Genomic DNA, 25,325 nt, shown 5'->3' with positions numbered 1-25,325 from the left:
GCTGAATATTTTTCGCATGATTTAAGGTATTACATAAGCTCCCTTTATAGAGTGTAGTGTTATTTCCGCTAATTTCCCAATTACCTCATAATCCGTATTTAGTGGGGGAAGCCAATACAGCGTATTCCCTATAGGCCTAATTAAGGCTCCATGGTCTAATGCATGTTGATATACCTTATTGCCTATTCGGTATTGTCCTGTATCCTCGAGATCAGCGGCTACAACCGCTCCAATGCCTCGAATATTGCTTAATTTACCTGAAAGTTGAGCAACCTCAGTTAAAGCAGAAAGCATGTATTCACCTAAATTTTTTGCTTGTTCAATTATTTTTTCTTGATGCATAGTGCGGATGGTTGCTAATGCAGCGCTGACTGCCAGTGGGTTTCCGCTATATGTATGTGAATGTAAAAAGGAGTTACCCGGTGCATAATCTGCATAAAAAAGCTCAAAAATAGAGTTGTCGATCATCACACAACTTAAAGGAATAGAGCCAGAGGTTAATCCTTTGGATAAACAAATAAGATCAGGTTCAACTTCTGCATGATTTGAAGCCAACCATGTACCTGTTCGCCCCATTCCGGTCATTATTTCATCGGCAATAAGATAAATATTGTTGCTCTGAGCCCAGGATGATAACCTTTTAAGAAAATCAGGACTGTAACATAACATTCCTCCTGCTCCTTGAAGCAGGGGTTCAACAACAATGGCACAGACTTTATCCTTAATTGCTTCTAATTCTTTTTCAACAGTGGACCAATATGAATCACAATTGTGCCATAAAGAATCTTCTTTGCCGGAAATGTAAGGAATATTTTGTATGTAGTGGCAAGTCAGACCAAATGGGGTATAGGGAGCTTTATAAAGTCCCAAATCACTCACACTCATTGTGCCCAATGTTTCCCCATGATATCCATTTTTTAGAGCAATAAACTGTTTTTTATCTGTAAAACCCCTAATCTGATTGGCATGGATTGCCAATTTCATCGCAATTTCCACAGCACTGGAACCATCACTGGCAAAAAAAACGTGTTGTTTTTTAGTAATTTTCGCTAACTCTTCTGCCAACTCAACAAGAGCTGGGTGCGTAGTATTTGCTGTAATGACATGTTCAAAGCAATCCAATTGGTCTTTTATCGCTGCAATAACTGCAGGATGGCCATGACCCAATGATTTACACCACCAGCTGGAAATAGCATCAATTAATGGACCTTTATTGGTATAAAGATAACTTCCTTGCGCTTTTTCAATAATCAAGGGAGGACATGTTTCAAAGTCCTTCATTTGGGTACATGGATGCCAAAAATGTTTTAAATCCCGGCTGATTAATTGGTGTGTGTTGACCATTTTAAAAATTTTGGTTGACAAGATGGAAGGGCACTTTATCATGTCCATTAATTAAATAAAATGTGGATTATAAAAATGTATCTAATTTTCTTTAGAACAATTAGGCTACTTTTTAATATCTTAAATTAGGAGGTACTGTTGTGACTCAAGTTAAGAAACATTGGTCTGTTTCTGAAATTACAGCAATTTATGAACAACCTTTTAATGATTTATTGCACCAAGCCTCTACGGTGCATAGAGCAAATCATCAACCCAATTCTTTGCAATTTGCTTCTTTACTTAGCATTAAAACAGGCGCATGTCCTGAAGATTGCGGATATTGTTCGCAAAGTGGTCATTATAAGACTCATGTTGAAAAAGAAAAATTGATGTCTGTAGAAGATGTCTTGAAGAGTGCCAAAGAAGCCAAAGAAGGGGGGGCACAACGATTTTGTATGGGGGCTGCGTGGCGTTGCCCGCCAGATAAGGTCATGGGTGAGTTGAAAGAAATGATCCAAGGAGTTAAGGCATTAGGATTAGAAACCTGTATGACTTTAGGGATGCTGAATCAAGAACAAGCAGTTTCTTTAAAAGAAGCTGGTTTGGATTATTATAATCATAACATTGACACCTCGCCTTCATACTATGAAAAAGTAGTTACCACACGCAAGTTCAGTGATCGTTTAGATACATTAAATCATGTTCGAGATGCCGGAATTAACGTATGTTGCGGTGGCATTCTAGGTTTGGGTGAGACACGTGAGGACCGGATTGAATTCTTGTTAACTTTGGCAAATATGGAATCCCCTCCAGAAAGTGTCCCTATTAATCGTCTAATCCCAGTTGAAGGAACTCCTCTTGCAAAGGCAGCGGAGGTTGAAGGAATTGAATTAGTTAGGACTATTGCGACTGCACGAATATTAATGCCCAAAAGCATGATTCGACTATCAGCTGGTAGAGTTGGAATGAGTGATGAACTACAAGCTTTATGTTTCTATGCAGGAGCAAACTCTGCGTGGTTAGGTGATAAACTTTTAACTGAAGAAAATCCACAGCGGACTAAGGATAAGGTTCTTTTTGACAAACTTGGTTTAACTGAGATGGCCTAAATGCCTCTAAGTAATAAAATTAGAGATTATACGAATCAGCTGGCACATGAGGGCCTGCTAAGACATAGATTGGTGGCAGCTGAAAATTCATCTTTAATTCATTTTGACAGCAACGATTATTTATCTTTAACTCGAGATAAACGTATTTCTGAAGGATATCAACGTGGATATGCCTTGTACCCTAGTGGTAGCGGTGCATCTATGTTGCTCAGTGGTTATCATGCCAATCATCGTGCTGTGGAAGAAGCATTTGCTTATTTATTAGATGTAGATGACTGTATTTTATTTTCTTCAGGCTATGCTGCAAATCTTGCAGTGACAGCGTTACTTGGCAAATTGGAAGCTCATTGTTTTATTGATAAAGAAATACATGCTTCAATTTATGATGGTTTGGCTTTATCACAGATAAACTATACACGTTATTTGCATAATAATTTGGATGACTTAAGACGTAAATTAACCTCACATTTTGAAAGCGCGGCATTAATCACCGAAGGTATCTTTAGTATGAGTGGCCAATTGGCTCCCTTGGCAGAGCTATTTTCTCTTTGCAATATGAATCAAAGCGTACTGATAGTAGACGAGGCTCACTCTTTTGGTGTTTTAGGCAGTCAGGGGAAGGGAGCAACAGCCTATCATGGATTGACTCAAAATGAAGTGCCATTACGAATTATTCCATTAGGAAAAGCTTATGCGGCTCAAGGGGCGCTTGTGGCAGGGAAAGCAGACTGGATCGATGCATTATTACAAGCAGGTCGTTCTGTTATTTATTCAACTGCCGTAAGCCCGGCTTTAAGTTATGGCTTATTGAAAACTTTGGAATTTGTTGTAAATGCAGAAGAGCGGCGATTGAAATTAACGCAATTGATTGCTTTATTTAGATCTTATATTGAACAATCCCCACTAAATTGGAGTGATTCGATTAGTCCAATTCAGCAACTTCAATTAGGATGTCCGCATTTGGCTTTATATTACGCTCGCGAGTTAAAAAAACACGGTTTTAGTTGCTGTGCAATAAGAAAGCCTACAGTGAGCCTCAAAGCATCGGGATTGCGTATTATTTTAAATTATAATCATACTCCCGAACAAATTCGTGGGTTATTTGATATGTTAAGTGTAATTTATGAATATAAACATCCGTAGTTATGGCAAAGGTTTCCCTCTTGTTTTCTTTCATGGATGGGGATTTGATAGTCAGATTTGGTTACCACTGATACCCAAACTTTCTAGGGATTATCAGCTGATATTGGTAGATTTGCCAGGGTTTGGCCACAGTCCACTCATGAATTGGGATTCATTTAAAGAGCTTTTATTAGCCCAATTACCGAATCAATTTGCACTGGTCGGGTGGTCTATGGGTGGGTTATATGCCATGCGTTTGGCAATAGAGGAGGTGGGCAGGGTAGATTATCTTGTTAACATAACTTCATCACCGCGATTTTTAAACTCTGATCTGTGGTCAGGTGTTTCTCAGGATGTTTTTAAAAGGTTTTATAAAAATCTATCGGAAGAACCACATACAACTTTAAAAGAATTTTTGGAGCTTAATGGATTGGCCAGTAATGATAAACTGCACCATCTACCTGATAAACTCCCATCGCAAGAAGGCTTGGAGTTAGGCCTTAAAATTTTAGAAACATGGGATTTACGCGAGGAATTAAAACAGTTTGATAAACCTTCATGTTTTATGTTTGGTCGGCTTGATCCCATTGTTCCGATTAAAACGATGAATTCCATGCAACTATCATATCCAGAGTTTAACTATGTATTATTTAAACGAGCTGCACACATGCCATTTTTATCTCATGTGGATTTATTTATTGAAGAACTACGGGGATTCATCAGATGAAGCGTTTTTTTGTTACGGGTACCGATACTGATTGCGGTAAAACGTATATAACTACGTGCCTAATAAATTACTTTTCATCAGCAGTTGCAATTAAACCTGTAGCAAGCGGATGTATGGAAATAGAAAAAAAGCTGGTAAGCAGCGATGCACAAAATTTGCAAAAAAATAACCTCAGCTTGGATGTAATAAATCCTTGGCGATTTAAGCTGCCTGTATCACCTCATATTGCTGCACATAGAGAAGGAGTTTGTTTATCCATTGCCGAAATTGCAGAGTATTGTCTTAATTTACAATTAGATGGAATAGAAAAATTGTTTATTGAAGGTGCGGGTGGATTAATGGTTCCATTGAATGACCATGAAACCTGGATTGATTTTCTGCAGATTACCAAGATACCTGTCATCCTGGTGGTTGGAATGAAATTGGGGTGTATTAATCATGCTTTGCTGACGGAAACGGTTTTGCGCGCAAATAATATTCAGTGCGCAGGATGGATTGCCAATTGTATTGATCCCAATATGCAAGAATTATCAGCTAATATTACTACATTAAGCCAGCAACTTACTTCTCCACTTTTGGCAAAAGTACCCTTTGCAAGTGACCTTTCATCGAGTGATTTTTTCCTATGAGTAAGCATTAATATTGCTTTTTAATCTTTCACTTGTTGTTTTAGTAACTCTATTGTATTTTAAAGAAGAATTCATTTAATGTAAGGGAAAACAATGTTCACACGCGATAAGTTGATACAATCAGTAATGACTGCTTTTTTTGTTCTTGTTGCAACTGGAAGTTCAGCAGCAGACAATGATACTTCTGCTGCAACTGAAAAGTGTTATGGAATTTCTAAAAAAGGTATGAATGACTGCGCTACTGCTACTGCTTCATGCGCGTCTTCTGCTACTAAAGACAAACAAAAAGATGCTTTTATTTTGTTACCTAAAGGACTCTGTGATCGGATTGTCGGCGGAAGTCTCAAACCTGAGTAAAATATTAATATTAAAATTGATGTAAACTAATATTAAACATAAGGAAATTTATTATGAAGCAAATTCTAGGAAGATGGCTCTTATTATTGCTTGCAGCAATTACTTTTTCTGCTCCAATGTATGCTGCACCTGAAACATATACTTTGGATAAAAGTCATACTTATGTATTGTGGAGTGCTGACCATTTGGGTTTTACAACTCAATATGGAAAGTGGTATGCAACAGGACAGTTGATTCTTGATAAAGACAATCCAAGTCAAAGCAAGGTCAATGTAACAATTGATGTTAAGGATATGGTTACGGGTATTCCTGAGCTGGATAAACATCTGAAAAGTAATTTATTTTTTGATGCCGAGCATTATCCTACAGCAACCTTTGTGAGCACTAAAGTAACGCCGCAAGGGGATAATAAAGCAACAGTGGAGGGTACCTTAACATTACGCGGAGTAAGTAAGCCAGTCACGTTGCAAGTTACCTTAAATAAAGCGGGAATGAACCCGATTAGTAATAAAATGTCCGTTGGTTTTACTGCTACATCCTCTATAAATCGTTCTGATTTTGGAATCAATGCGTTCTTGCCTTCAGTGAGTGATAAAGTAAATCTTTCTATTGGAGCTGAGGCGTATCAGGATCAGAATAAAAAGCAAGAACAAGATAAAGGACAGGTGCAGGGTAAAGAATAGGATATCTTATGCAAATCAAAAACAGCTCAACTCATTTTGGTATCATTACCATAATATTCCATTGGGTAATCGCTTTATTAATTATAGGATTATTGGCACTTGGTTTGTATATGGTTTCTATACCCTGGAATGCCCAAAGGCTAAAATACTATGGCTGGCATAAAGAGTATGGTTTTTTAGTTCTGTTTTTAGCTATTTTAAGAATCATTTGGCGATTAGCTAATGAAAATCCTGAACTGGCTTTACCTTGGCTGGAAAAAATTGCTGCACGCAGTATGCACTGGGCATTTTATATATTTATGTTTGCCATGCCCATTACGGGTTGGCTCATTACATCAGCTGCAGGATTGCCTGCATCATTTTTTGGCTTATTTACTTTACCTGATCTTATCGCTCCAAATGAAAGTAATAGGGTTTTATTTGAATGGATCCATAAATGGTTAGGTTATGCTCTTATTGCAGCAATCTGTTTGCATGTAGCTGCTGCTCTAAAACATCATTTTATTAATAAGGACGATATATTACGGAGAATTTTCCCATGAAAATAATAAAGTATTTTTTCTTTCTATTTTTCTTGAATAGTATCTATGCAAATGCGGCTTCTTTACCTGAGTGGACGCTTGTTCCCAATGAAAGCAGTATAAGCTTTACAGCCACACAAAATAATGCGCCTGTAACGGGTACTTTTAAAGAATTTACCGCCACCATAGCCGCAGATCCCCAGAATTATCAAGACAGTACGGTTGTTGTAGTAGTGAACATGAATTCACTTACTACCTCCTATGCAGAAATAAGTTCAATACTCCTTGGTCCTGACTGGTTTAATGCTAAGGAGTTCCCAAAAGCTGAGTTTAAGTCGACTAAATTCACTAAAAAGGATGATAAAAATTATGAAGCTGCAGGGACACTAACCATAAAAAATAAATCAGTGCCTGTAACACTTACCTTCACGGCTGTTGAATCGCCTAAAAATCGTCTGCTTGTTGAAGGACATACTACAGTAAAACGGTTGGATTTTGGTATTGGCCAAGGTGATTGGTCGAGTACGAGTGAAATAAAAGATGAGGTAACTATAAATTTTAAAGCAGTTGCCACACGTAAGTAGTAATGCATACAATTGTTAATGAAAACTAACTATAGTCTGGTGGATTTGCTCCAGACTATACTTCATTCAACGCGAGAAATCGTTTTGAAGTCTTTTGATTAGCTGGTTTCTTTTGCGCGATAAACTCCATTCATTACTTAATTTTTAAATCATTATTGCCAATCGCTTGATAAGAATTCCTGATAGGAATTAATTATTATTTTGCGTCGAGTGCCAAAAACTATTGTTTTGCCTGGGAGATGAATATCAATAACAAATAGGCTAATTATGTATATTTTCACCCAATAAGATCACCAATTGGTCATTTTGCATATCTATAAAAGTGACCCTATACTTAGAAATGCATTTATTGTGACCGATCCCATAAGATTATCGAGTGCTTCAATATAATATAGGAGGTAACCATGCAATCCAAATCAGAAAATCGCTCAGTTATTTTCTCATCTGAAGTGAGTGCTTCAGTGGCTTGTTCGAAACTGGAAAAAAAAGGGGCAGCCGATAAACCTGACAAGTATGTGTGGCTCTTACGTGAAAGCTCTGTTCCCGGACTATTGACTATTACCTCTTATAATAATGAAAAAAACAACTATGTTCATCAAAGGATTGGCTTCGTAGGAGGAAAATGGGAGTTTGGCCCCAAGGACTTTCTTAAGGCTCAAGAGTTTGCAAAACGAGCTGAAGCTTCTTTTAGTCAAGCAATTCCTGAAAATAGTTTTGATAGTTTAGTCAAATTATTAACGGACAATGGTTTTAATATAGGAAGGCAGTTGTTGCCAAAATCAAATGAGTCTACCCAAAATAAAGTACTTTTGTCCTATACTGAGGATGTGTTTGAAGAATCAGCGAATCCTAATTCTGCGAAAAGATATACTGATTATGACCAATAACGAATAACCAATACATCATAAAGATGCAAAATAGAGTGGTTCGATATTATAAGCTAACAATTTCTGCCTGTTTTAAGGACAAATATTGATGGTCTACCTATTGCTGTTGCAAAAACCATTTTTCCTTTAATTCAAGAAATTTGGCTTTTTGTTGATTATTTAAAAGTGTAAACATTTGATGTTGTATCATTATTCTCGTTTTTAGCATAGAACCTCTTATTTTATTTACTTTTTCTATTAAAGCATCAAGTTTTGCTTCATCAATTTTCTCATTTTTTACTAAAGAATTTATTTGACTACGTAGTAATCTAAGCTGAGCATAGTCTTCTTTGAGAGAAGCTCTGGCTTTTTCTCGATATGCTTTAAGTTTGGCTTTTTGATCCGCATTAAGATTGAGTTCTTTTGCTAACCTATCAAATTGATGGTGGGAATTACACTGTTTTGAATCACCAATACAAGCAAAACTTGGTTGACCGAAGATTAGTGCCAATACAATTGTTGATAGCAAGATAAATTTTTTATTCATTTTCTATTCCCATAAGCATTTTGAGCAGCGTTCTTATTTTATTTTTTGACATCAGTACGGATCTCTAATGGAGTATAGACTATAGAATTAATAAATACAGTCCCTGACTAATTTTATCTTAACCATTTGAAAATTCGTAAAATATTTTAAGATTGTCCTATGTGAGAAGGGCGGTTTAATTTTATTTTTTTATCTTTTGCCAGGCTAAAAATTATTGCCTCATGGCAGAGATTTTCGAGATCTTCGATCAATTTTTGCGTATATTCATCGTGATGATGGATACTAAGTAAAATTTTTTTAAATTGGAGAATATTAAATTCATTTGTTTGACTAAAACAGCTTAATATAAGTTTAAGATCTTCTGTTAATTCGTGTTTTTCCTCGCTTGAAAAAGATTGATGAGGAATTTTTGTTATTTTGTGGATGTATTTTTCCACATCATTTTTTATTGCGGAAAAAGAAAGAGGCAAGCTCATCGCAAGTTCCTTTTGACGTGTAGTAAGTAGTTTTGTCCTTGAAGCCTGCAATTTTTTCCCGGAATCCAACCACGAAGAGTCATTTAATTCACCTTCATTAACACCAAGAAATTTGAGCATTCCTAAAACATTCTCATGCAGAGGAATAGAATTTTGTGAGCGAAAGGCATGCTGCAATCCATAATGATTAAATGAGAGAGGCTGAATTTCTCTAATAAATTTATCCGTATCTACCACATAGCCATTAAATAATGCATTCGATATTTGTATTGGACCTGTAGTGCATACAACGATTGATTTAAGATAAAGATCACACTCTTTTTTCATTAAATAAGTTAAAAACCTATCATCATTTTTTTCTAGAATTCGTTTAATTAAAGAATATTCTTTACTAAAAAAAAGATATTTTACCAAGTTTAGCTGTGCTTGGAGGTCTTTTCGCAATCTCTTTATTACCTCCTCATGAGTTTCTTGAGGAGTGATTTTGTTAAAATTCAAAAATTTGTTTTTATCAGTCATCACCTCAATAAGATATGCTCTAATTTTTAAGGAGGAATGCGCTATATCATGAGGAATAATTTCTTTGGATTTTGCTATATAAAGTGATTCAGAACGATTTTTCATAAATTTTAGTAGATGACGATTGATAAAGCTGTCTTCATTTAATTCAGTTTCAGTTCGCTCAATAAAATCGGTGTCATAATGGGTTAGTCTGGTGATAAGCCCTCTTTGCACCCGCTCGATTTCCTTTTTGGCTGCGATTGCGTCTATAATCGCGACAAAATCATTATTTGCAAGTATGAATTCTTTTCTACCCATTTTTAAACTGCCAATGTTAAGTAATATAGGCATTTCAGTGGTAATGAATTTGGGAAGAGAGGATGTATCAATTGGAAAATCAAAGTCTGTATAAGTACCTTTTTTAAATATTGGTGAAAGCCATCTTAAAATATCACTTGCAACAGCCAGATTCCCACCTGTTTTTAAATTATGAATTTCTTCTTTATAAAAACTATATAATTTTCTTTCATTTTCTGATTGGAGTAATGTATCGATTGCGTGTGCATCAATGGAAATAATTTGATGTTCTTTGCAAAATTCATGAAGCGTATTTACTGAGGTCTGGACCAGTAATTTAGAGTCATAGACCAAATGAATCGTGTCGTTAGGATTTTTTTCACGCATTTCAATAAGGCGAATTTGATTTTCCAAATTCATAAATACATTTGGATTATTGCTTAACCAGATTTTTACATGTAAGTTTGGATTATATTGATACATTTTTTTTCTTTATTTTGGTTTCAATAAATTACCGCACATAAAAAGCCAGTTCTTGTATGCTCCTAACCAATTAATTGGAGCACCTATAAAAAGCTTAGCACATTATAAAAAAAATGATTTGATGCTAAATTGATTGATGAATTTCATCTAATATGGTATAAAGGTCGCGCTTTAAATACACACACGTCTCGACACATACGATAGGGTCCCTGAAGGGGTTTCGTATGGGAGGCGTGGAGGAATAACCCTGGAGACAAATAATGAATATAAGTATGCGTGAGTTACTCGAAGCAGGTGCTCATTTCGGACACAGAACACGGTTTTGGAATCCTGAAATGGGTGAGTATATTTTTGGATCTCGTAACAAAATCCATATTATCAATCTTGAAAAAACGATGGTGATGCTAAATGACGTAATGAATTATGTTGGCAGATTGGCATCAAACAAAGCAAAAATTCTATTCGTAGGTACCAAAAGAGCAGCACAAGACAGTATTCGTGAACATGCGAAACGTTGTGGTATGCCTTATGTTGATCATCGTTGGTTAGGTGGTATGTTAACCAACTATAAAACAGTACGTCAGTCCATTTTTCGCTTAAAAGAATTGAAAGAAATGCAAGAAAAGGGACTGTTCAATGGTATGATCAAAAAAGAAGCACTGATGCTCACGCGTGAACTAGAGAAATTAGAAAGAGGTTTAGGCGGTATCGAACACATGGGTGGTTTGCCTGATGCTCTATTTGTTGTTGATGTTGGCTTCGAGCACATTGCTGTTGAGGAAGCTCATCGATTAAGAATTCCTGTTATTGGTATTGTCGATACCAACAACAGCCCAAGAAACATTGATTATATTATTCCTGGTAATGATGACTCCATGAGAGCAGTTGATATTTATCTTCGTTGTGTTGCTGATGCAATTTTAGATGCTAAGGGCAGTAACACAGTTGGAGTAGGTTCATCTGATGCTGAATTTGTAGAAGTAGTTGAACAAACTGGTGATGCAGAAAAATCAGGGGAATAATTAAAATTTAAAATACAGGGGGCAGGTGTCTGAACACCTAAATTTGCCCCCTTTTTGCTATACGGAGAAATGAAATGTCAATTAGTGCAAGTTTAGTCATGCAGTTACGTGAGCGCACCGGGGCTGGCATGATGGAATGTAAAAAGTTTCTAATAGCAACCAATGGTGATATAGAGGCTGCAATCATTGAAATGCGTAAAGCAGGTCAGGCAAAAGCAGATAAAAAAGCGGATCGTGTTGCTGCTGAGGGCGTAATCGTCATTGCACGTTCTATCGATGGACGTAGTGCGATAATGCTTGAAATTAATAGTGAAACAGATTTTGTTGCTCGAGATGAGAACTTTACTAACTTCGCTAATACAGTTGCAGAAACTGCACTAAACAGTTCGGCTACTACAATTGAGGCGTTGTCTGCCACTACTCTTTCTTCGGGAAGTACTGTAGAACAAGCACGTCAAGAATTAGTAGCGAAAATTGGTGAAAATATTAAACTAAGACGTCTAGAACGCATGCAGTGTGATTCTGGAGTAATTGGTTGTTACTTACATGGATCACGAATTGGTGTTATGGTTGCTCTTAAAACTGGTGATGAAGAGCTTGCTAAAGACATCGCAATGCATATTGCAGCAAGTAAACCAATTGTTGTAAGTAAGGATCAAGTATCTACAGAAGCAATTGAAAATGAGCGTGAAATTTTTACTGCCCAGGCAAAAGAAAGTGGCAAACCGCAAGAAATTATCGATAAAATGATTGAAGGTCGAATTAATAAATTTATTGATGAAGTGAGCTTGTTAGGCCAGCCATTTGTCAAAAATCCTGATATCAAAGTAGGACAGCTTTTAAAAGAAAAAAATACTGAAGTTCTGTCTTTTATTCGTTATGAAGTTGGTGAAGGAATAGAGAAAAAAGAAGATAACTTTGTTGAAGAAGTGATGGCTCAGGTTCGTACATGATGAATGAAAGTCACCCATTAAAATATAAACGTATTTTATTAAAATATAGTGGCGAAGCCCTAATGGGCAAGTCACAATTTGGTATTGATCCCTCGGTCTTAGATACATTAGCCAAGGATATTGCCGAATTAATCAAGATGGGCGTTGAGGTTGGGCTCGTTTTAGGTGGTGGTAATCTATTTCGTGGTAAAGCGCTTTCTCAAGCAGGGGTGGGGCGTGTAACTGGTGACCATATGGGAATGTTGGCTACAGTCATGAATGCTTTAGCGGTACGAGATGCTTTGGAACGCATTGATATGCCTGCACGTATTATGTCAGCCATTCCTATGCTTGGTGTAGTTGATCCTTATCATCGACGTAAAGCAATCACACATTTGCGAACTGGGCAGGTTGTAATTTTTGCAGCAGGAACGGGAAATCCGTTTTTTACTACCGATACGGCCGCTTGTTTAAGAGCTATTGAAATAGGCGCTGATGTGGTTTTAAAAGCAACTAAAGTAGACGGTGTATATTCGGAAGATCCCTTTAAGAATCCTAATGCCAAACGTTATGATTATTTAACTTACATAGAAGTATTAACTCAAGGTTTGGAAGTAATGGACTCAACTGCAATATGTCTTTGTCAAGATCAGGGTATGCCTTTGCAGGTTTTTGATATGACAGCCCCTAATGCATTGAGACGAATTGTATCTGGAGAACGCGTAGGAACTATAGTCGGAGCTAATCATGATTAATGAGATTAAGCAAGATTCAGAAAAGCGAATGAAAAAGACCATTGAAGCATTACAGACGGATCTAACCAAAATTCGCACTGGAAGAGCGAATGTTGGATTACTGGATCATGTGCAAGTGGATTATTATGGAACTATGACCCCTTTAAATCAAGTTGCCAATGTTTCTGCCAGTGACTCACGAACCATTTTAGTGACTCCTTGGGAGAAATCCCTAGTACCCGCCATAGAAAAGGCGATTTTGAATTCTGATTTGGGTTTAAATCCTGCTACAGCAGGCACTGCTATTCGTGTTCCTATGCCTCCATTAACTGAGGAACGCAGAAAGGAGTTAATCAAAGTCGTTCGTAATGAAGGCGAGCAGGGAAAAGTTTCCGTTCGTAATATTAGAAGGGATGCAAATAATCAATTAAAAGATTTGGTTAAAGATAAAACTATTTCTGAAGATGATGAGCGTAGAGCAACTGAAGTCATTCAAAAGCTGACTGATAAATATATCCAAGAAATAGATGCATTATTGGCCGAAAAAGAAAAAGATTTAATGGAAATTTAAGTCAAATTAATGCCTGAGGCAAAATAGCCTCGGGCAACAATCATCCTTTTGTATTTTTTTATCCTTCAAAGTAATAAATAGTTCATTAAATTTTCCAGCTTATTTATAAAGCTAAATAGGAGAATTTGTTGAAGATTTTCATTAGATTTAAGCACAATACAAATAATTTTTGAGGTTTCCCATGCAATACAAGGTTGTTTTTTTTGGTACACATAGAAGTGGTAAAACCCAGCTTAATCGTCGAATCGCTCTAAAAAATGATTTTGAATTTGACGAAAAATCACGTTCCACTGTAGGTGCTGAGTTTTTAACTCGAAGAATTGATTCTGACAATACTGCAATCTTATGGGATACAGCAGGGGCTGTGCGATACCAAGCGTTAAGTCAGGTATTTTATGCAGGAGCTGCGGTAGGTGTATTTTGTATTGATCTGACTGATGAAATTAATGAGCAGGAAATTATTAAAAGTATTCAAGAGTTTCGTCAATATGTCCCAAAGGCTCCTATTGTTTGCGTTGGAACAAAATCAGATTTGCCTGAGGCAGATCCGAGTAAACTGAACCTACTTAAATCCAAAGATTTATTTGTTCACTTCATTACTACTTCAGCAAAACAAGGAGATAATGTTGATGAACTTTTTGCAATAATTACTAAACTTTGCAAAGACAAACAAAATTCTCTTTGGAGCGAAGCGAAAGCTAGACTCATGGAAAGTTTAAAAGAACTGCCAAAAGAAAAAAAGCAATCAATTGAGAAGAAGTTGACTAAGTTATCAGATGTCTTATTAGTGAAAGCTGATAATCCCAGCGTTACTCCTTTACAAAAGGCAAAGGCAATTGAGGACTTTACCACGAATTGTAAAATTATTTTGGATGAGCAACATCCTAATGTTCTTAATGCAGTACTTTCGGTTGCCGCAGCAGCAATTGTACTCACTGTAACAGCCTTAATTGGTTTTGCAATTGGCGTTGCATGTAGCTGGTGGACAGGTCCAGGTGCATTTTTTGCTGGACTTCTAAGTGGTTATGCTGCTGCAGTAGCGGTTGCTTCAACAAGTACGGGATTAGGTAGCGTAGCTGGTGGTCTCACCGCGTATGGCTTATTTAAACCTTCCAAAGAAATGAATGCTCTTAATGAATTCGCTGCAGAAGTATCATCGTTGAATCCAGGAATTATTTTGTAGTCGGTTGAAGAATGTAGTTTAAAAAAAAGTTGCTCTGTTTCTGCCAGTTTTATTGAAGGTCGACCGGGATTTTGACAAAAAATGTTTTCTGTTTCTCACTCAGTTTTTCTCTATCCTTTAGGAGTAAGGTGATTTTCCTTTTCCTCATCATCACTTTCCCCCCAATCTATTTCGTCCAGTTCTTCTTCTTTTCTTTGTACAGGACGAGCAAATGTAGTATCTTTAATTTCGTCACATTTAAATTCAGCACTACACTCTTCCGCTTCTTTAGGAGAAATTGCTGATAATTGTTTATTATTTAAAAAATTTACTATTTCTGGATCATTATAGCTTAGTGTCTCACTGATATATTTTACATCTTTATATATACTGTGAGCTGCCGAATGTACCAAATCCATCTTCGAAACATCACTTTTTTTTAAAGCTAACAGTTCCTGCTCTTTAAAGCCTTTTTTTAAATCAAACAATTCCTGCTCCGAAAGATCACTGGAGAGCAGTTTTTTCTTCACACGCTCACGATCTTTTGCCACAGAAACAAGGGTCTCCAAATTACTAATAAGTTTATCAAAAGTTAGCATGAACATTGTGGCATTACTATTTGGAGATGCTTTGAGATCTTTTAATTTCTCTTTAAGAATATCTTTTAGCTTTACTAATTCCGAGACATCAACGGTAACCGTATAGTCAGTATATTTAGCTTGAGTCATGTTATTCTCCATCGACATTGATGATCTCGTGAAATACTTCGAGACCTCCCAGTCTTTGAAATCGACTTGATGCGATGTAAACTTCCTTGCTATATAATAAATCCGATATTTAATTAGTATAGATCATAAACAATCAATTTGCATTTAAAATGACCATACTTGGGTTGACTGGGACATGACTTCGATCTGTTTGAGACGTAGTAGTAGGTAACAAAAAAACCATTCTAGTCTTATTTTTTACGCCATTAATAACACAAAGAAATAAGTTCAAATAGGTCGATGGTTTTTGAAAAATACTCATTGGTTTGGTTGTGGAAGAATATTAGAGGGTATTACAAAAATCAATATTTGATTTGAAAACTTTAACCGACCTTATAATATTTTAGGACTTGAAAAAGATCGCAAAATCCATTTTTAAATATCCTTATTTTTTCCTAAAGATTTTGCCAATCGTTGCCAAATGCCTTCTTTATAATCCCCTACATAACCCCAGGAATCAACCCAAATAATTCGCTTAAAGGCTCCTGTTTCATTTATTTTATCCATGAATAGTTCTTTACTTTTACTTTTTGCGGCAATAATAACCATGTTCGCACTGTTTCTTATTGGAATAACCAAAGTATGTTTAAATTGATTTTTAACTAGTTGAAAAATTGGATACTGTTCTTTTATATTGGCTAAATTGATAGCTAAAAATCCATCTTCAGTGAGTATCCTATCGCATAAGATAAAAAAATGAGCATTAGCACATTCCGGTGGAAAATGATTCGCATTATAGAGATCAACAATGAGATGACTGAAATGTGACTCACACTTTTGTACATAATCCATCGCATTTTCATGGATAATTGTTAAATTTTTTAAGCGGTCTATCATAAAAAAACGCTTGGCTATTTCGATAACCTCTTCGCTGTTGTCTACAGCAACTAAAGGAGAGTCATTCAGCATTAATGCAATTCCTGCACCACCTAATCCTAACATACAAATAGTTCCTGGATTTGTACGGGCCATTAAAGTGAGTGCAGGAAGATAGTATAAAACGGGTTTATGAGGCTTATGACGGTTAATAACAGTCTGTAGTGCTTTACTACCCAAGGTTAACCAACGATAACACGCATTTTGATACACTTTATAACCTGAGGGTGAAGTATAGATGCAGGTTCCTAATTTTGTTTTCCACATTTTAATGTGTCGTCTCTAATTGGAAGGGATAAATTGATCCAAGCTTTAAAATTTGAGTTAACTCATCCAAAGCTGAAAAACTTTCATCAAGCAACTGAGGATCAGCCAAGTCTGTTGCAACTAACTCCGTACGATAGTGCTTTAATACCCACTTTTCCAAAGTGCTTAATAGTTCATTATCTATTAATACGCCTTGATGCATCGCTCGTAGTTCTTCGTCATTTAAGGGAACACGCAATCTCAGGCAAGCAGGACCACCCCCATTGCGCATGCTTTGTTTCAGATCAAGGAAGTAGACTGAGTTAATGGGATTGGATTCATCAGAAAGTATTCGCTCAATACACATATGAACTCGAGGGTTATTTTGACACTCATAAGGAGCAATGAGGATCATTGAATTTTGATTGGTTAAACTGATAACTTGTGAATTAAAAAGATAAGTTTCAACTGCATCGACTATACTAAGTTCTTTTTGTGAAATCTGAATAATATTCAAAGGAAAGGGGGCTTTTTCGCCTAACTCTTTAAGCACAGAGCTTTGTTGATAAAATGCTTGTTCATGAACTAAAAAAACTGATTCATTGCCTACAGATATAACATCATTATGAAAAACTCCCTGATCAATAGCGAAAGAATTTTGACAGGCAAATACAACTTGATGTTCCGGTAGTTGATGTTGACGAACGATTGCTTCAGATGCTTCGCGTGTCTGTCGGGCTGGATATTTAGTCGGTCCAATGTGAGTTTGACTTTTCCCTAAAGCTGTTTTCCCATAGACAAAAAGATGGATTCCAGATTGACTATGTTTTTGACAAAGGCGACTGTGGTTTGCAGCCCCTTCATCCCCTGTAATAATGGACCGAGGCAAAATAGGATGATGATGAAAATAATTTGGATTAGCGAATATAAATTCCAGTATTTTTTTGGAAAAATCAGCTTCATGGTGCCGGTGCAAATTACTTACAAGATTTGCAGCAGTAAAGTGAACTTTATGATCTTGGGTATCAATGCTTGGGGAAACAGTAGCTGCATTGGCAGACCACATGCTGGATGCTGAATAACAAGCCCCAAGAAGTTCTGGGGCTGTTTTAAATGCTTTATTAATTTGCTCTTTAGGTGTACCACAAAAACCTAGTTGATGAAGTAATTTAAGATTAGGACGTTGATGGGGTGGAAGTAAACCCTGTTTTAGCCCCATTTTATAAAGTAGGTGCATTTTTTCTAATCCTTGCAGGGCAGCCGCTTGGGGATTGGAAATTGCTAAAGCATTATAAGAAGATGCAATATTACCAGGTGCAAGGCCCGCGTAATTATGAGTAGGGCCAACTAGGCCATCCATGTTTAATTCATAAACGTTCATTTCAATCTTCCGTTATACATTTTACGCTAGAACGCCTGAGCGTTATAAGTCATATCCTGAGCAGGGCGAGACATCTCGTTTTTTTAGTCATACCCCCCAATAGTTATTCCAATACAATACCTGGCAAAATTTGTTCAGGCATCGTTAAAACAGGTTGCTCCATACTGGCTACCGGATAAGCGCAATAATCCGCAGCAAAATAAGCGCTCGGCCTATGATTCCCACTTAATCCGACTCCACCAAAAGGAAGGCTACTGGCCGCACCTGTAGTGGGTTTATTCCAGTTAATTAATCCTGCACGAACTTGTTCATAAAATTGGTGATAATGTTGCTCATCATTACTAAATAAACCTGCAACCAAACCATAGCGGGTTTGGTTGGCGAGATCAATCGCTTGTTCAAAACGAGTGTAACGATATATTTGTACTAAGGGTGCAAAAATTTCCTCATCTGGAGGGTTTTTAACGTGGGTCATATCAATAATGCCTGGCGAGAGCAGGCCTGTATGATCAGCAAGTAAGTTCATGTCTAATAAGGAAACGCCGCCCAATTCAATAAGTTTTTTTTGACTATGGATATGTTGAAGAGCTTGTGTATGACTAATAACCGGACCTATGAATGGTTCCGGTTTTTGATCAAAAGGGGCGACTTTAATTGATGCGCATGTTTGGATGAAACGATTTAAGAATTCATCACCTTGCTGTGAGTCAGGAATAATGATACGTCGCGCACATGTACAGCGTTGACCTGCAGTAATCACAGTTGACAGTAAGGTATGATAAACTGCGGCGTTAAGATCAGTAACTTTATCAATGATTAAAGGATTATTGCCTCCCATTTCAAGAGCTAAAATTACTTCAGGTTTGCTGCTAAAATGTTGGTGGATGCGCAAACCGGTCGCATAGCTTCCTGTGAAATATACACCTTGGACGTCTTGTGTCAGTAAGGCTTTCCCACATGTGGCATCGCCTTGCAAACAATTAATTACTCCAGGAGGTATGTCACTCTCATGCCAGCACTGCATGATCAATTCCGCCACTGCTGGCGCGTGTTCACTTGGTTTATAAAGTACGGTGTTCCCTGCCAGCAGAGCAGGAACTATATGCCCATTGCTTAAGTGAGCTGGAAAATTAAATGCACCAAGGACAACTACAACTCCTTGAGGTTTAAAGCGAAGGCAGGTATTTGCTTCAGCCGTTTGGGTTGTTTTTGTCCAAGTTCTTTCATGATAGGCTTGAATTGATAAATTGATTTTTCCTATAACAGCCTTGACTTCCGTATGTGCTTCCCATAAGGGTTTTCCTGTTTCTAAAGCAATTAAGTGAGCCAATTGCTCATGATTTTTTTCAATTTGCTGGGCAAATCTTTTGGTATAATTTGCACGCTGCTCGAAATCAAGAAAAGACCAAGAGAACAGTGCTTGTCGTGCTGCATGGCATGCAGCAGAAACATCCTGTTCTGTGGCACTCGTACCCTTCCAAAGTAACGTACCATAACCCGGATTTATGGATTCCAGGGTAGTTCCGTTTCCTTTTGTCCATTGGCCATTAATATATTGTCCTTTACCATCAATTACAGGTGATTTAGTCATTCAGCTCTCCCTCATCAAGCTCTAAAGGAGCAACACGCAATTGATCGCCGCATGTGACTTGCAAAAGATTGGCTGTATTTTTGCTGATGATACAGGTGCTTTTTTCCTTATTAACTAAAGCGCTATTAATAGTAGCTCGGAAGTCCAATTGAGTATTTGCTAATAAGTAATTCGTACTGCTTACTTCATCGCTAATATTTTTAATTGTTACAACGTGACTTTGTTCTATGGTTTTGATTTTTAGTCGGGGCACTTCAAGTGTAGGGCCAGCATCAAAAATATCAATGTACTTATTATAACGAAATCCTTCTTTCAATAAAATTTCCATGGCTGTTTGCGTAGAAGGATGAGGTTGACCAATTGCTGCTTGGGCTTGAAGGGACAGCAATTTAATATAGATAGGGTTACGGGGCATTAAGTCTGCTATAAACTGTTTATCAGTTGTCAGGGTCAGCCGATCTGCTTCTGCAAAAGACATATGAAAAAAATGACTTCCTACATTTTCCCAAAAAGGTGACTGACCATTTTCATCAGAGATTCCGCGCATTTCAGCAATTATTGTCGAAGTAAAGCGCATAGGATGCTGGGCGATAAAAAGAAAACGGGCTTTAGAAAGTAATAAACCATTTTTGTGTTTTCTATACTTAGGTTCTAAAAAAAGAGTACAGATTTCACTTCGTCCCTGATTATCATTTACAAGACTTAAAACCTCATAATCACTTCGTATATTTAATGAACGAGAAATTCGGGTACGTTTGGAGATTTTGTAAGAATAAAAGGGGGCCTCATATCCTGTACATGATTCAATTCCTGAAACACCTATTATTTTTTTATTCTTGGGATTTTCTAAGACAAATAAATAATATTCATTATTGGCTTTTTCCACATTTTTATGAAATGACTCAGTGGCCCAATGAAGTCGTTTTGCCAATATTTGTTTATCTTTAGAAAGCGTTGTTATTCCTACGCCGCTTTCTTCAGCTAAATGATGAATAGCATCTAAATCTGTATTGCGAGCGCTACGAAATAACATCATTTTTTAGATCCTCTAGACCGCCCTGAGCCAGGTCAAGCAAAAGTAAGGTACTTAGTGATGCACGTTCAGACAAACTATCAAGCAATATATATTCCTCTGCGCTATGAATATTACCACCCCTGACTCCAAGTGTGTCTATAACGGGTAAACCATGTTGGGCCAAATTATTTCCATCGCAACAGCCTCCACTATCTTTCCAATCTATTGCTAACCCAAGCTCTTGTCCCAAATGTTTAATACGATGAAATAGACGCTCTGTGCCCAAGCATACACGCTTTACTGGCCTCCCAAAAACACCATGGACATTCAAAGAATAACCCGTACGTTTTAGTTGGCGAATGATTTTATCCAATTCAGTTCGCACCCAAAATTCATCTTCCGGCAAACTAATTCGGATATCAAGCTGTGCTACTGCTCTGTCTGGAACTACATTGAGCGCCTCACCACCCGCAATTTTTCCTACATTAATTGTAACTCCATCATGTTTCCCATTAAGGGCATGTACAGCACATATCGCTTCAGCCAGGTAGGAAATCGCATTTCGGCCTTCTGAAAAATCTCGTCCTGCATGAGCTGCTTTTCCTGTTGCAATAAGCGTCAATTTGCCACTGCCTTTGCGATTTTTAGCTAAAGTACCATTAGGTGTCATAGCAGGCTCATAAACCAAAGCTGCTTGATAATTAGCTGCCAATTCATCGAAAAGCATGCTGGATGCCGGTGAACCAATTTCTTCATCCGCATTGATTAAAACATCCCAACCCAGTTCTGCTGCAAATTTACTTTCCTCAAAAACGGATAAGGCGTGTAACATCACAATAAGCCCGCCTTTCATATCAGTAACACCAGGGCCATTAATACAATTATCATTAATGTACTTTAATTTTTGAAATGGATTATCCGCAGAATAAACAGTATCCATATGTCCGCAAAGTAAAACTCGTCGTTTCAAGTGGGGTCGTTTTCTGATGAATAGAGCATCGCCACAGTTTTGCACTATCGTATTACCAGCCATATCAATAACAGATAAAGGAGCGGGTTTTCTTTTCTGCATTGTGTCCGCTATAGGCTTATAGATGGTTTGCAATAGATTGGTAATTTGTGCTAATCCAGCCAAATTGTTTGTGCCAGAATTTATCTCACACAATTGGTGGAGTTGCTTCACCATTGTTGCCTGATTGTTTTTTATTATATTTATCAGTTTATTGTATGCTTTAATCACGGCTGATATATGGGCTTATAGCTAAAAATACAGAATAGCTGAAATTAAAGTACTTCACAATGCATGATCCAAGTTGTACTAAGAAGATTACATTGGATTAGTAAATTTTTTCCTCCGGTTTTTTAAACTCGGAGGAAAAATGAAATGTAAAATTTATTCTTAAGGTTTTGATGTTGGTGGTGTACTTTGTTTGGGTGCTGAGTTATTTATTGGCCATATCTGCGGGATAGACATGATACCGAATTTACTAAGTAATCCTTCATGTTTTACGGGATCTTCACTTTTAGCTGAATATAATTCTGAATGGGTACTGAGGTCAACTCGCCGATCAAGGCCTTGCAAACGTTGAAGTTGTTTTTCCTGGAGCTCTAATAGCTTATTAAACCGCTCTGTACTGGCTTTTAACTCAGATTTTACTTCCGAAAGCTCTGACTCGGCTTTACTAATACGTTCTGCTACCTGGTCAAAACTGGTTGTTTTATCCATTAAAAAAGCATCTAGTTTTTCATGGAACGCTTGTCGTTGACTGGAGTCACTAATAGCCGCGCTGGTTAGAGCCTTTACAGTGTTTTCCAGTGTACTGGCAATGCTTTTTGCTTTCTCTACTTCAGTTCCCATGGATTTTCTAACTTCCCCTAACTCAGCGGTTTTTTGGGATAAAAGCAATAAGCTTCTCGAATGCAACTCTCGAACTTTTTCAAGCTCTTTTTGATTGGTGTCAAATTGTACACTTTGGTTCTCCAGATCGAGCTTAAGCGATGAGGCAATTTTTTCAAGATCTTCCTTATTCTTTCGAAGTAATTTTTCAGTTTCAATATAAACTTCTACCTGAGCACTTAACGTTTCAACCTCCTCATTAAGCCGTGTAATATTTTTAGCAAGTTTTTCATTTTCCTCTTTAAACTTATCGATTTCAGCGGATAATTTTTTACGAATTGAATCTAATGCGCCAATAGTCAGTTCAAGGATTTCTGCAACGCCAAAAATTCCTTCTTTTAATTTTTGAGCAATGTTTTTGGTATGGTAATGATGGTCGTCCAGAACAATACTGCTTGTAGTGTATGCTAAGGCGCTTACGCCACTAATCGTTACGAGAAACCCAATATGAGCTGCTGCACCTATGATTAGAGTCGGTCCTGATATGGCAACCCCACCGATGATTCTTTGCCAAAGAGGCAACTCACCCCAGAAAGCGGCAGCACGTGAAATGAGACTGGGGTTATCTTGTAGACTATCAACTATGGCGCCTAAACTTTTTTTGACCTGTGACAAATGCTCTTGAGTTAAAGCAATGCTTTGCAAACTATCGAGATCAGTTTCAGATGAATTTGGGTCTAATAATAATTCTTTTGCTGCATCGGAAAAATTCATCTGTGATAAAGCTTTTTCCACAATCACTCTATTTTTAGCAGGAGGATGTGTTTCTTTTATAATTACATCAAGTTCTTGTTCATTAGTAGACATGACACTGCTCCCTGTGTTTAAGAATCTCCCTGTAAATTCTATTTTTAACCACAAAACCATCAATAAGCAAGTAAAAAATTTGTTCCTATGCAGTTAATTAAGACAATTTGCTGAATGCAGCTTCTCTACTCAGGTTTGCTAGGATTAGGTCATAAAAAGTACTGTTTTTAAACTTCAAGAGGCGCTAAAACTGAAGTAATATGAATCATTTCATCGCTCAATTCTGTTCTGCGATAAGAAAAAAAACCGGTGTTAATTGCAGCACTTCCATGATCAATTAGCTTTTCGGAATATCCCAGGGAGGGAAGATAAAGTATAAAGCCTAATAATACCTCCATGATGCCGCCAATTATATATAATGAAGGATGATTAATTTTTAATTCATTGGCCAACCTCTTATATTTTTCAATCGATTCTTCGGATGAAGCATGCAGGAGCTCGGATGTACGTGAAACGACTTCCAATAAAAGTCTTTTACCACTTGCTTTTTGGGTATGAAGCTCTTTCACGGTATTTAACAAGTGAAGTCCTGTTGTTTTGATGTCGTTTTTTTCTTTTGGTAATGCATGAAATTGTTGAATGGTTTGTTTGAGTCTGTTTTTAAGAAGTTCCTCTGTCCGTATTTTAGGACAATTCATATCTCGCCAATAAATGAGCCATGATTTTTTCTCATGTGTAATTAACTGAGAATAATTTGCATTGACATAGGTGTTTAATGCATTCCAAATGATTTTTCGATGAAAATTCATCCCTCTCCCTTTGACATTAGCAGCGGGTGCATCAAGAGATCGTTCAAACTCTTCTTTTTTAATCGGTTGTTCCAGGTTAAAGGATTGTATCAAGTTATAATAAGTGGAAGATAGCGCCCCGCGATCTATTGCATCTTTGCATGAAAAATTAAAACTTTTTGGTTTTATTGTTTTTAGAATGTAATCGGTCAATTCATATTTTATGAAATGTACCCATACTGCTTGTTTTTCTGCAGAAGAAATGAAGCGTTTGTGAGCAAGTCCTTGCGCAAGAAAACTCTTCATAAGTAATTTTTTTAAGATTATCTCTTCATTTTCGGGTCCAAATAATAATTCTCTTGCTATGGGACTAATTCTGAAATCAGAAATGATTTTTTTGTCTGCTTTCTCTCTTGCTATATCCAGAAATTCATTAAATACAGAGCGAGATGACAGCCGGTTGTGTGTTATTTCATAATCAGATGAATCCATCAACCCTTCATTAGCAGGAAGAGTAATAACCAGTGTTTTAAGACTCGGATCATTCTCAAGTTTATGAAGTTCTAGAGTCAAATCTCTTTCTTTGGACCCTGCAATATCATAATCACTTCGATCTAATGCCAGATTATTAAAATAGATATGACAAATGGATTGATTCGGATCGGATTTTTGGGCATTTATTTGTAACCAACGTCTGAATAAAGGGCTTACCCGAGTTTGTCCCTCATGGCGTTGAGCTTGAGTGCTAAACCGATACTCTGTTGCATCTGAACTTTTTTTATAAGAAAAATTTTTTATTGTTGGCAGATTCGTTTCATATTGAGGCTTAAAGTTATTTGCAAATAAAGAATAAAGCCGGCGATAAATTCCACCTGAGTCATTTGGAGACTGCCTATTAACATTTCTTTTGGTATCTTTTATTTTATTTTGAATTTTTTTTTCGGTATTTGATTGTCGAGGACGTATTTCCGAATCAATACCATTTATCCAGGCTGAAGACTCTTCAAGGATCTTGTTGTCATTATGATAAATAGCCAGAACTAAATCATCTAAATCTTTAATGTTTTCTGTTGAATTCCTATCAATGAATTCTTCCAACGCAGCGATACAAGACGAATATAAATTCCCATAAGGGTAATTTTCATCATATTCTTGTTCCATTACAGTGTGTAATCTGGCAAATTCCGGTAGCAGCTTGGTGAGAAATTGTCTTTGAGTTTGAATTACAGGTTTTAATTGAAGAAAATAAGTATAGCAGTTACGATTATGTATTGCGTCACTGGTCAAGTTATCTTCGTTATTTACACTGGTGCTCATTTAATTTCCATATGTTTGTGTAAATTAAGTGCATTATAAGAAAAAAGGGGACAG

The 25,325-nt window shown here is 36.9% G+C and carries 25 protein-coding genes; 14 read left to right on the top strand and 11 right to left on the bottom strand.

Translation table 11 applies throughout. The annotated features are described in order from the left end of the window. Positions 1–21: 21 nt before the first annotated feature. A complete protein-coding gene (gene bioA, locus LXO92_RS11525) occupies positions 22–1,344 on the bottom strand; it encodes an adenosylmethionine--8-amino-7-oxononanoate transaminase (RefSeq protein WP_182352823.1) in 1,323 nt (440 codons plus the stop codon). Positions 1,345–1,484: 140 nt separating this feature from the next. Here bioA and bioB point away from each other — a divergent pair, with 140 nt between their 5' ends. From bioB to LXO92_RS11480, 9 genes are all read left to right on the top strand, one after another. Beyond that, entirely contained in the window at positions 1,485–2,432 is a 948-nt protein-coding gene (gene bioB, locus LXO92_RS11520; RefSeq protein WP_182349732.1) for a biotin synthase BioB, read from the top strand. Further along, positions 2,433–3,575, top strand: a complete 1,143-nt coding sequence (locus LXO92_RS11515) for an aminotransferase class I/II-fold pyridoxal phosphate-dependent enzyme (protein ID WP_182349731.1) — start codon at positions 2,433–2,435, stop codon at positions 3,573–3,575. It begins immediately after the preceding gene. Further along, positions 3,556–4,281, top strand: coding sequence for an alpha/beta fold hydrolase (locus tag LXO92_RS11510; RefSeq protein ID WP_232891017.1), 726 nt, complete (start codon positions 3,556–3,558; stop codon positions 4,279–4,281). Before LXO92_RS11515 ends, LXO92_RS11510 begins: the two co-directional genes overlap by 20 nt. Next, positions 4,278–4,910, top strand: a complete 633-nt coding sequence (gene bioD, locus LXO92_RS11505; RefSeq protein WP_182349729.1) for a dethiobiotin synthase — start codon at positions 4,278–4,280, stop codon at positions 4,908–4,910. The genes LXO92_RS11510 and bioD overlap by 4 nt, the downstream gene beginning before the upstream one ends. 93 nt (positions 4,911–5,003) lie before the next feature. Further along, positions 5,004–5,267 (top strand): BufA1 family periplasmic bufferin-type metallophore, encoded by a 264-nt coding sequence (locus LXO92_RS11500; protein ID WP_182349728.1) that lies wholly within the window; start codon positions 5,004–5,006, stop codon positions 5,265–5,267. A gap of 53 nt (positions 5,268–5,320) precedes the next feature. Further along, complete coding sequence (locus tag LXO92_RS11495; RefSeq protein ID WP_182349727.1) at positions 5,321–5,950, top strand: YceI family protein; 630 nt, start codon at positions 5,321–5,323, stop codon at positions 5,948–5,950. A gap of 8 nt (positions 5,951–5,958) precedes the next feature. Then, positions 5,959–6,492 (top strand): cytochrome b, encoded by a 534-nt coding sequence (locus LXO92_RS11490; protein WP_182349726.1) that lies wholly within the window; start codon positions 5,959–5,961, stop codon positions 6,490–6,492. Next, a complete protein-coding gene (locus LXO92_RS11485) occupies positions 6,489–7,055 on the top strand; it encodes a YceI family protein (RefSeq protein ID WP_182349725.1) in 567 nt (188 codons plus the stop codon). The genes LXO92_RS11490 and LXO92_RS11485 overlap by 4 nt, the downstream gene beginning before the upstream one ends. Before the next feature lie 404 nt (positions 7,056–7,459). After that, complete coding sequence (locus tag LXO92_RS11480) at positions 7,460–7,942, top strand: hypothetical protein (RefSeq protein WP_182349724.1); 483 nt, start codon at positions 7,460–7,462, stop codon at positions 7,940–7,942. Between the two features lie 97 nt (positions 7,943–8,039). Here LXO92_RS11480 and LXO92_RS11475 read toward each other — a convergent pair whose 3' ends face one another. Further along, a complete protein-coding gene (locus tag LXO92_RS11475) occupies positions 8,040–8,468 on the bottom strand; it encodes a Spy/CpxP family protein refolding chaperone (protein WP_182349723.1) in 429 nt (142 codons plus the stop codon). A gap of 146 nt (positions 8,469–8,614) precedes the next feature. Continuing rightward, entirely contained in the window at positions 8,615–10,225 is a 1,611-nt protein-coding gene (locus LXO92_RS11470) for a glycosyltransferase family 88 protein (protein WP_232891016.1), read from the bottom strand. A 257-nt stretch (positions 10,226–10,482) separates the two neighbouring features. Between LXO92_RS11470 and rpsB the strand changes: the two genes are divergently transcribed. The 5 genes from rpsB (at position 10,483) to LXO92_RS11445 (ending at position 14,667) form a co-directional block, all read left to right on the top strand. Continuing rightward, a complete protein-coding gene (rpsB, locus tag LXO92_RS11465; protein WP_182352822.1) occupies positions 10,483–11,247 on the top strand; it encodes a 30S ribosomal protein S2 in 765 nt (254 codons plus the stop codon). A 74-nt stretch (positions 11,248–11,321) separates the two neighbouring features. After that, entirely contained in the window at positions 11,322–12,200 is an 879-nt protein-coding gene (gene tsf, locus LXO92_RS11460; protein ID WP_182349721.1) for a translation elongation factor Ts, read from the top strand. Then, on the top strand, positions 12,197–12,934 hold the full coding sequence (gene pyrH, locus LXO92_RS11455) for a UMP kinase (RefSeq protein WP_058518308.1): 738 nt from the start codon (positions 12,197–12,199) through the stop codon (positions 12,932–12,934). The genes tsf and pyrH overlap by 4 nt, the downstream gene beginning before the upstream one ends. Then, positions 12,927–13,484 carry a ribosome recycling factor gene (frr, locus tag LXO92_RS11450; protein WP_182349720.1) on the top strand — a complete coding sequence of 186 codons (558 nt, stop codon included), beginning with the start codon at positions 12,927–12,929 and terminating at the stop codon, positions 13,482–13,484. Before pyrH ends, frr begins: the two co-directional genes overlap by 8 nt. Before the next feature lie 181 nt (positions 13,485–13,665). Continuing rightward, complete coding sequence (locus tag LXO92_RS11445) at positions 13,666–14,667, top strand: Rab family GTPase (RefSeq protein ID WP_232891014.1); 1,002 nt, start codon at positions 13,666–13,668, stop codon at positions 14,665–14,667. Positions 14,668–14,777: 110 nt separating this feature from the next. Here LXO92_RS11445 and LXO92_RS11440 read toward each other — a convergent pair whose 3' ends face one another. The 8 genes from LXO92_RS11440 to LXO92_RS11405 form a co-directional block, all read right to left on the bottom strand. Next, a complete protein-coding gene (locus LXO92_RS11440) occupies positions 14,778–15,374 on the bottom strand; it encodes a hypothetical protein (RefSeq protein WP_182349718.1) in 597 nt (198 codons plus the stop codon). Between the two features lie 414 nt (positions 15,375–15,788). Then, a complete protein-coding gene (locus tag LXO92_RS11435) occupies positions 15,789–16,556 on the bottom strand; it encodes a spermidine synthase (protein ID WP_182349717.1) in 768 nt (255 codons plus the stop codon). A gap of 1 nt (position 16,557) precedes the next feature. Next, positions 16,558–17,916: an N-succinylarginine dihydrolase gene (gene astB / locus LXO92_RS11430; RefSeq protein WP_182349716.1), complete on the bottom strand. Its 1,359-nt coding sequence runs from the start codon at positions 17,914–17,916 to the stop codon at positions 16,558–16,560. Positions 17,917–18,019: 103 nt separating this feature from the next. Then, positions 18,020–19,507 (bottom strand): succinylglutamate-semialdehyde dehydrogenase, encoded by a 1,488-nt coding sequence (astD, locus tag LXO92_RS11425; protein WP_182349715.1) that lies wholly within the window; start codon positions 19,505–19,507, stop codon positions 18,020–18,022. Beyond that, a complete protein-coding gene (locus LXO92_RS11420) occupies positions 19,500–20,543 on the bottom strand; it encodes an arginine N-succinyltransferase (RefSeq protein WP_182349714.1) in 1,044 nt (347 codons plus the stop codon). Before LXO92_RS11420 ends, astD begins: the two co-directional genes overlap by 8 nt. Continuing rightward, positions 20,527–21,762: a hydrolase gene (locus tag LXO92_RS11415; RefSeq protein ID WP_182349713.1), complete on the bottom strand. Its 1,236-nt coding sequence runs from the start codon at positions 21,760–21,762 to the stop codon at positions 20,527–20,529. The genes LXO92_RS11420 and LXO92_RS11415 overlap by 17 nt, the downstream gene beginning before the upstream one ends. A gap of 159 nt (positions 21,763–21,921) precedes the next feature. Then, entirely contained in the window at positions 21,922–23,226 is a 1,305-nt protein-coding gene (locus tag LXO92_RS11410) for a LegC2/C7 family Dot/Icm T4SS effector (protein ID WP_182349712.1), read from the bottom strand. A gap of 167 nt (positions 23,227–23,393) precedes the next feature. Continuing rightward, on the bottom strand, positions 23,394–25,271 hold the full coding sequence (locus LXO92_RS11405; RefSeq protein WP_182349711.1) for a hypothetical protein: 1,878 nt from the start codon (positions 25,269–25,271) through the stop codon (positions 23,394–23,396). Between the last annotated feature and the right edge of the window lie 54 nt (positions 25,272–25,325).

It is taken from the genome of Legionella resiliens (assembly GCF_021344005.1).
GTDB lineage: Bacteria > Pseudomonadota > Gammaproteobacteria > Legionellales > Legionellaceae > Legionella > Legionella resiliens.
The sequence above is the reverse complement of the archived record's forward strand: the minus strand, read 5'-3'. Positions and strand labels throughout refer to the sequence as shown.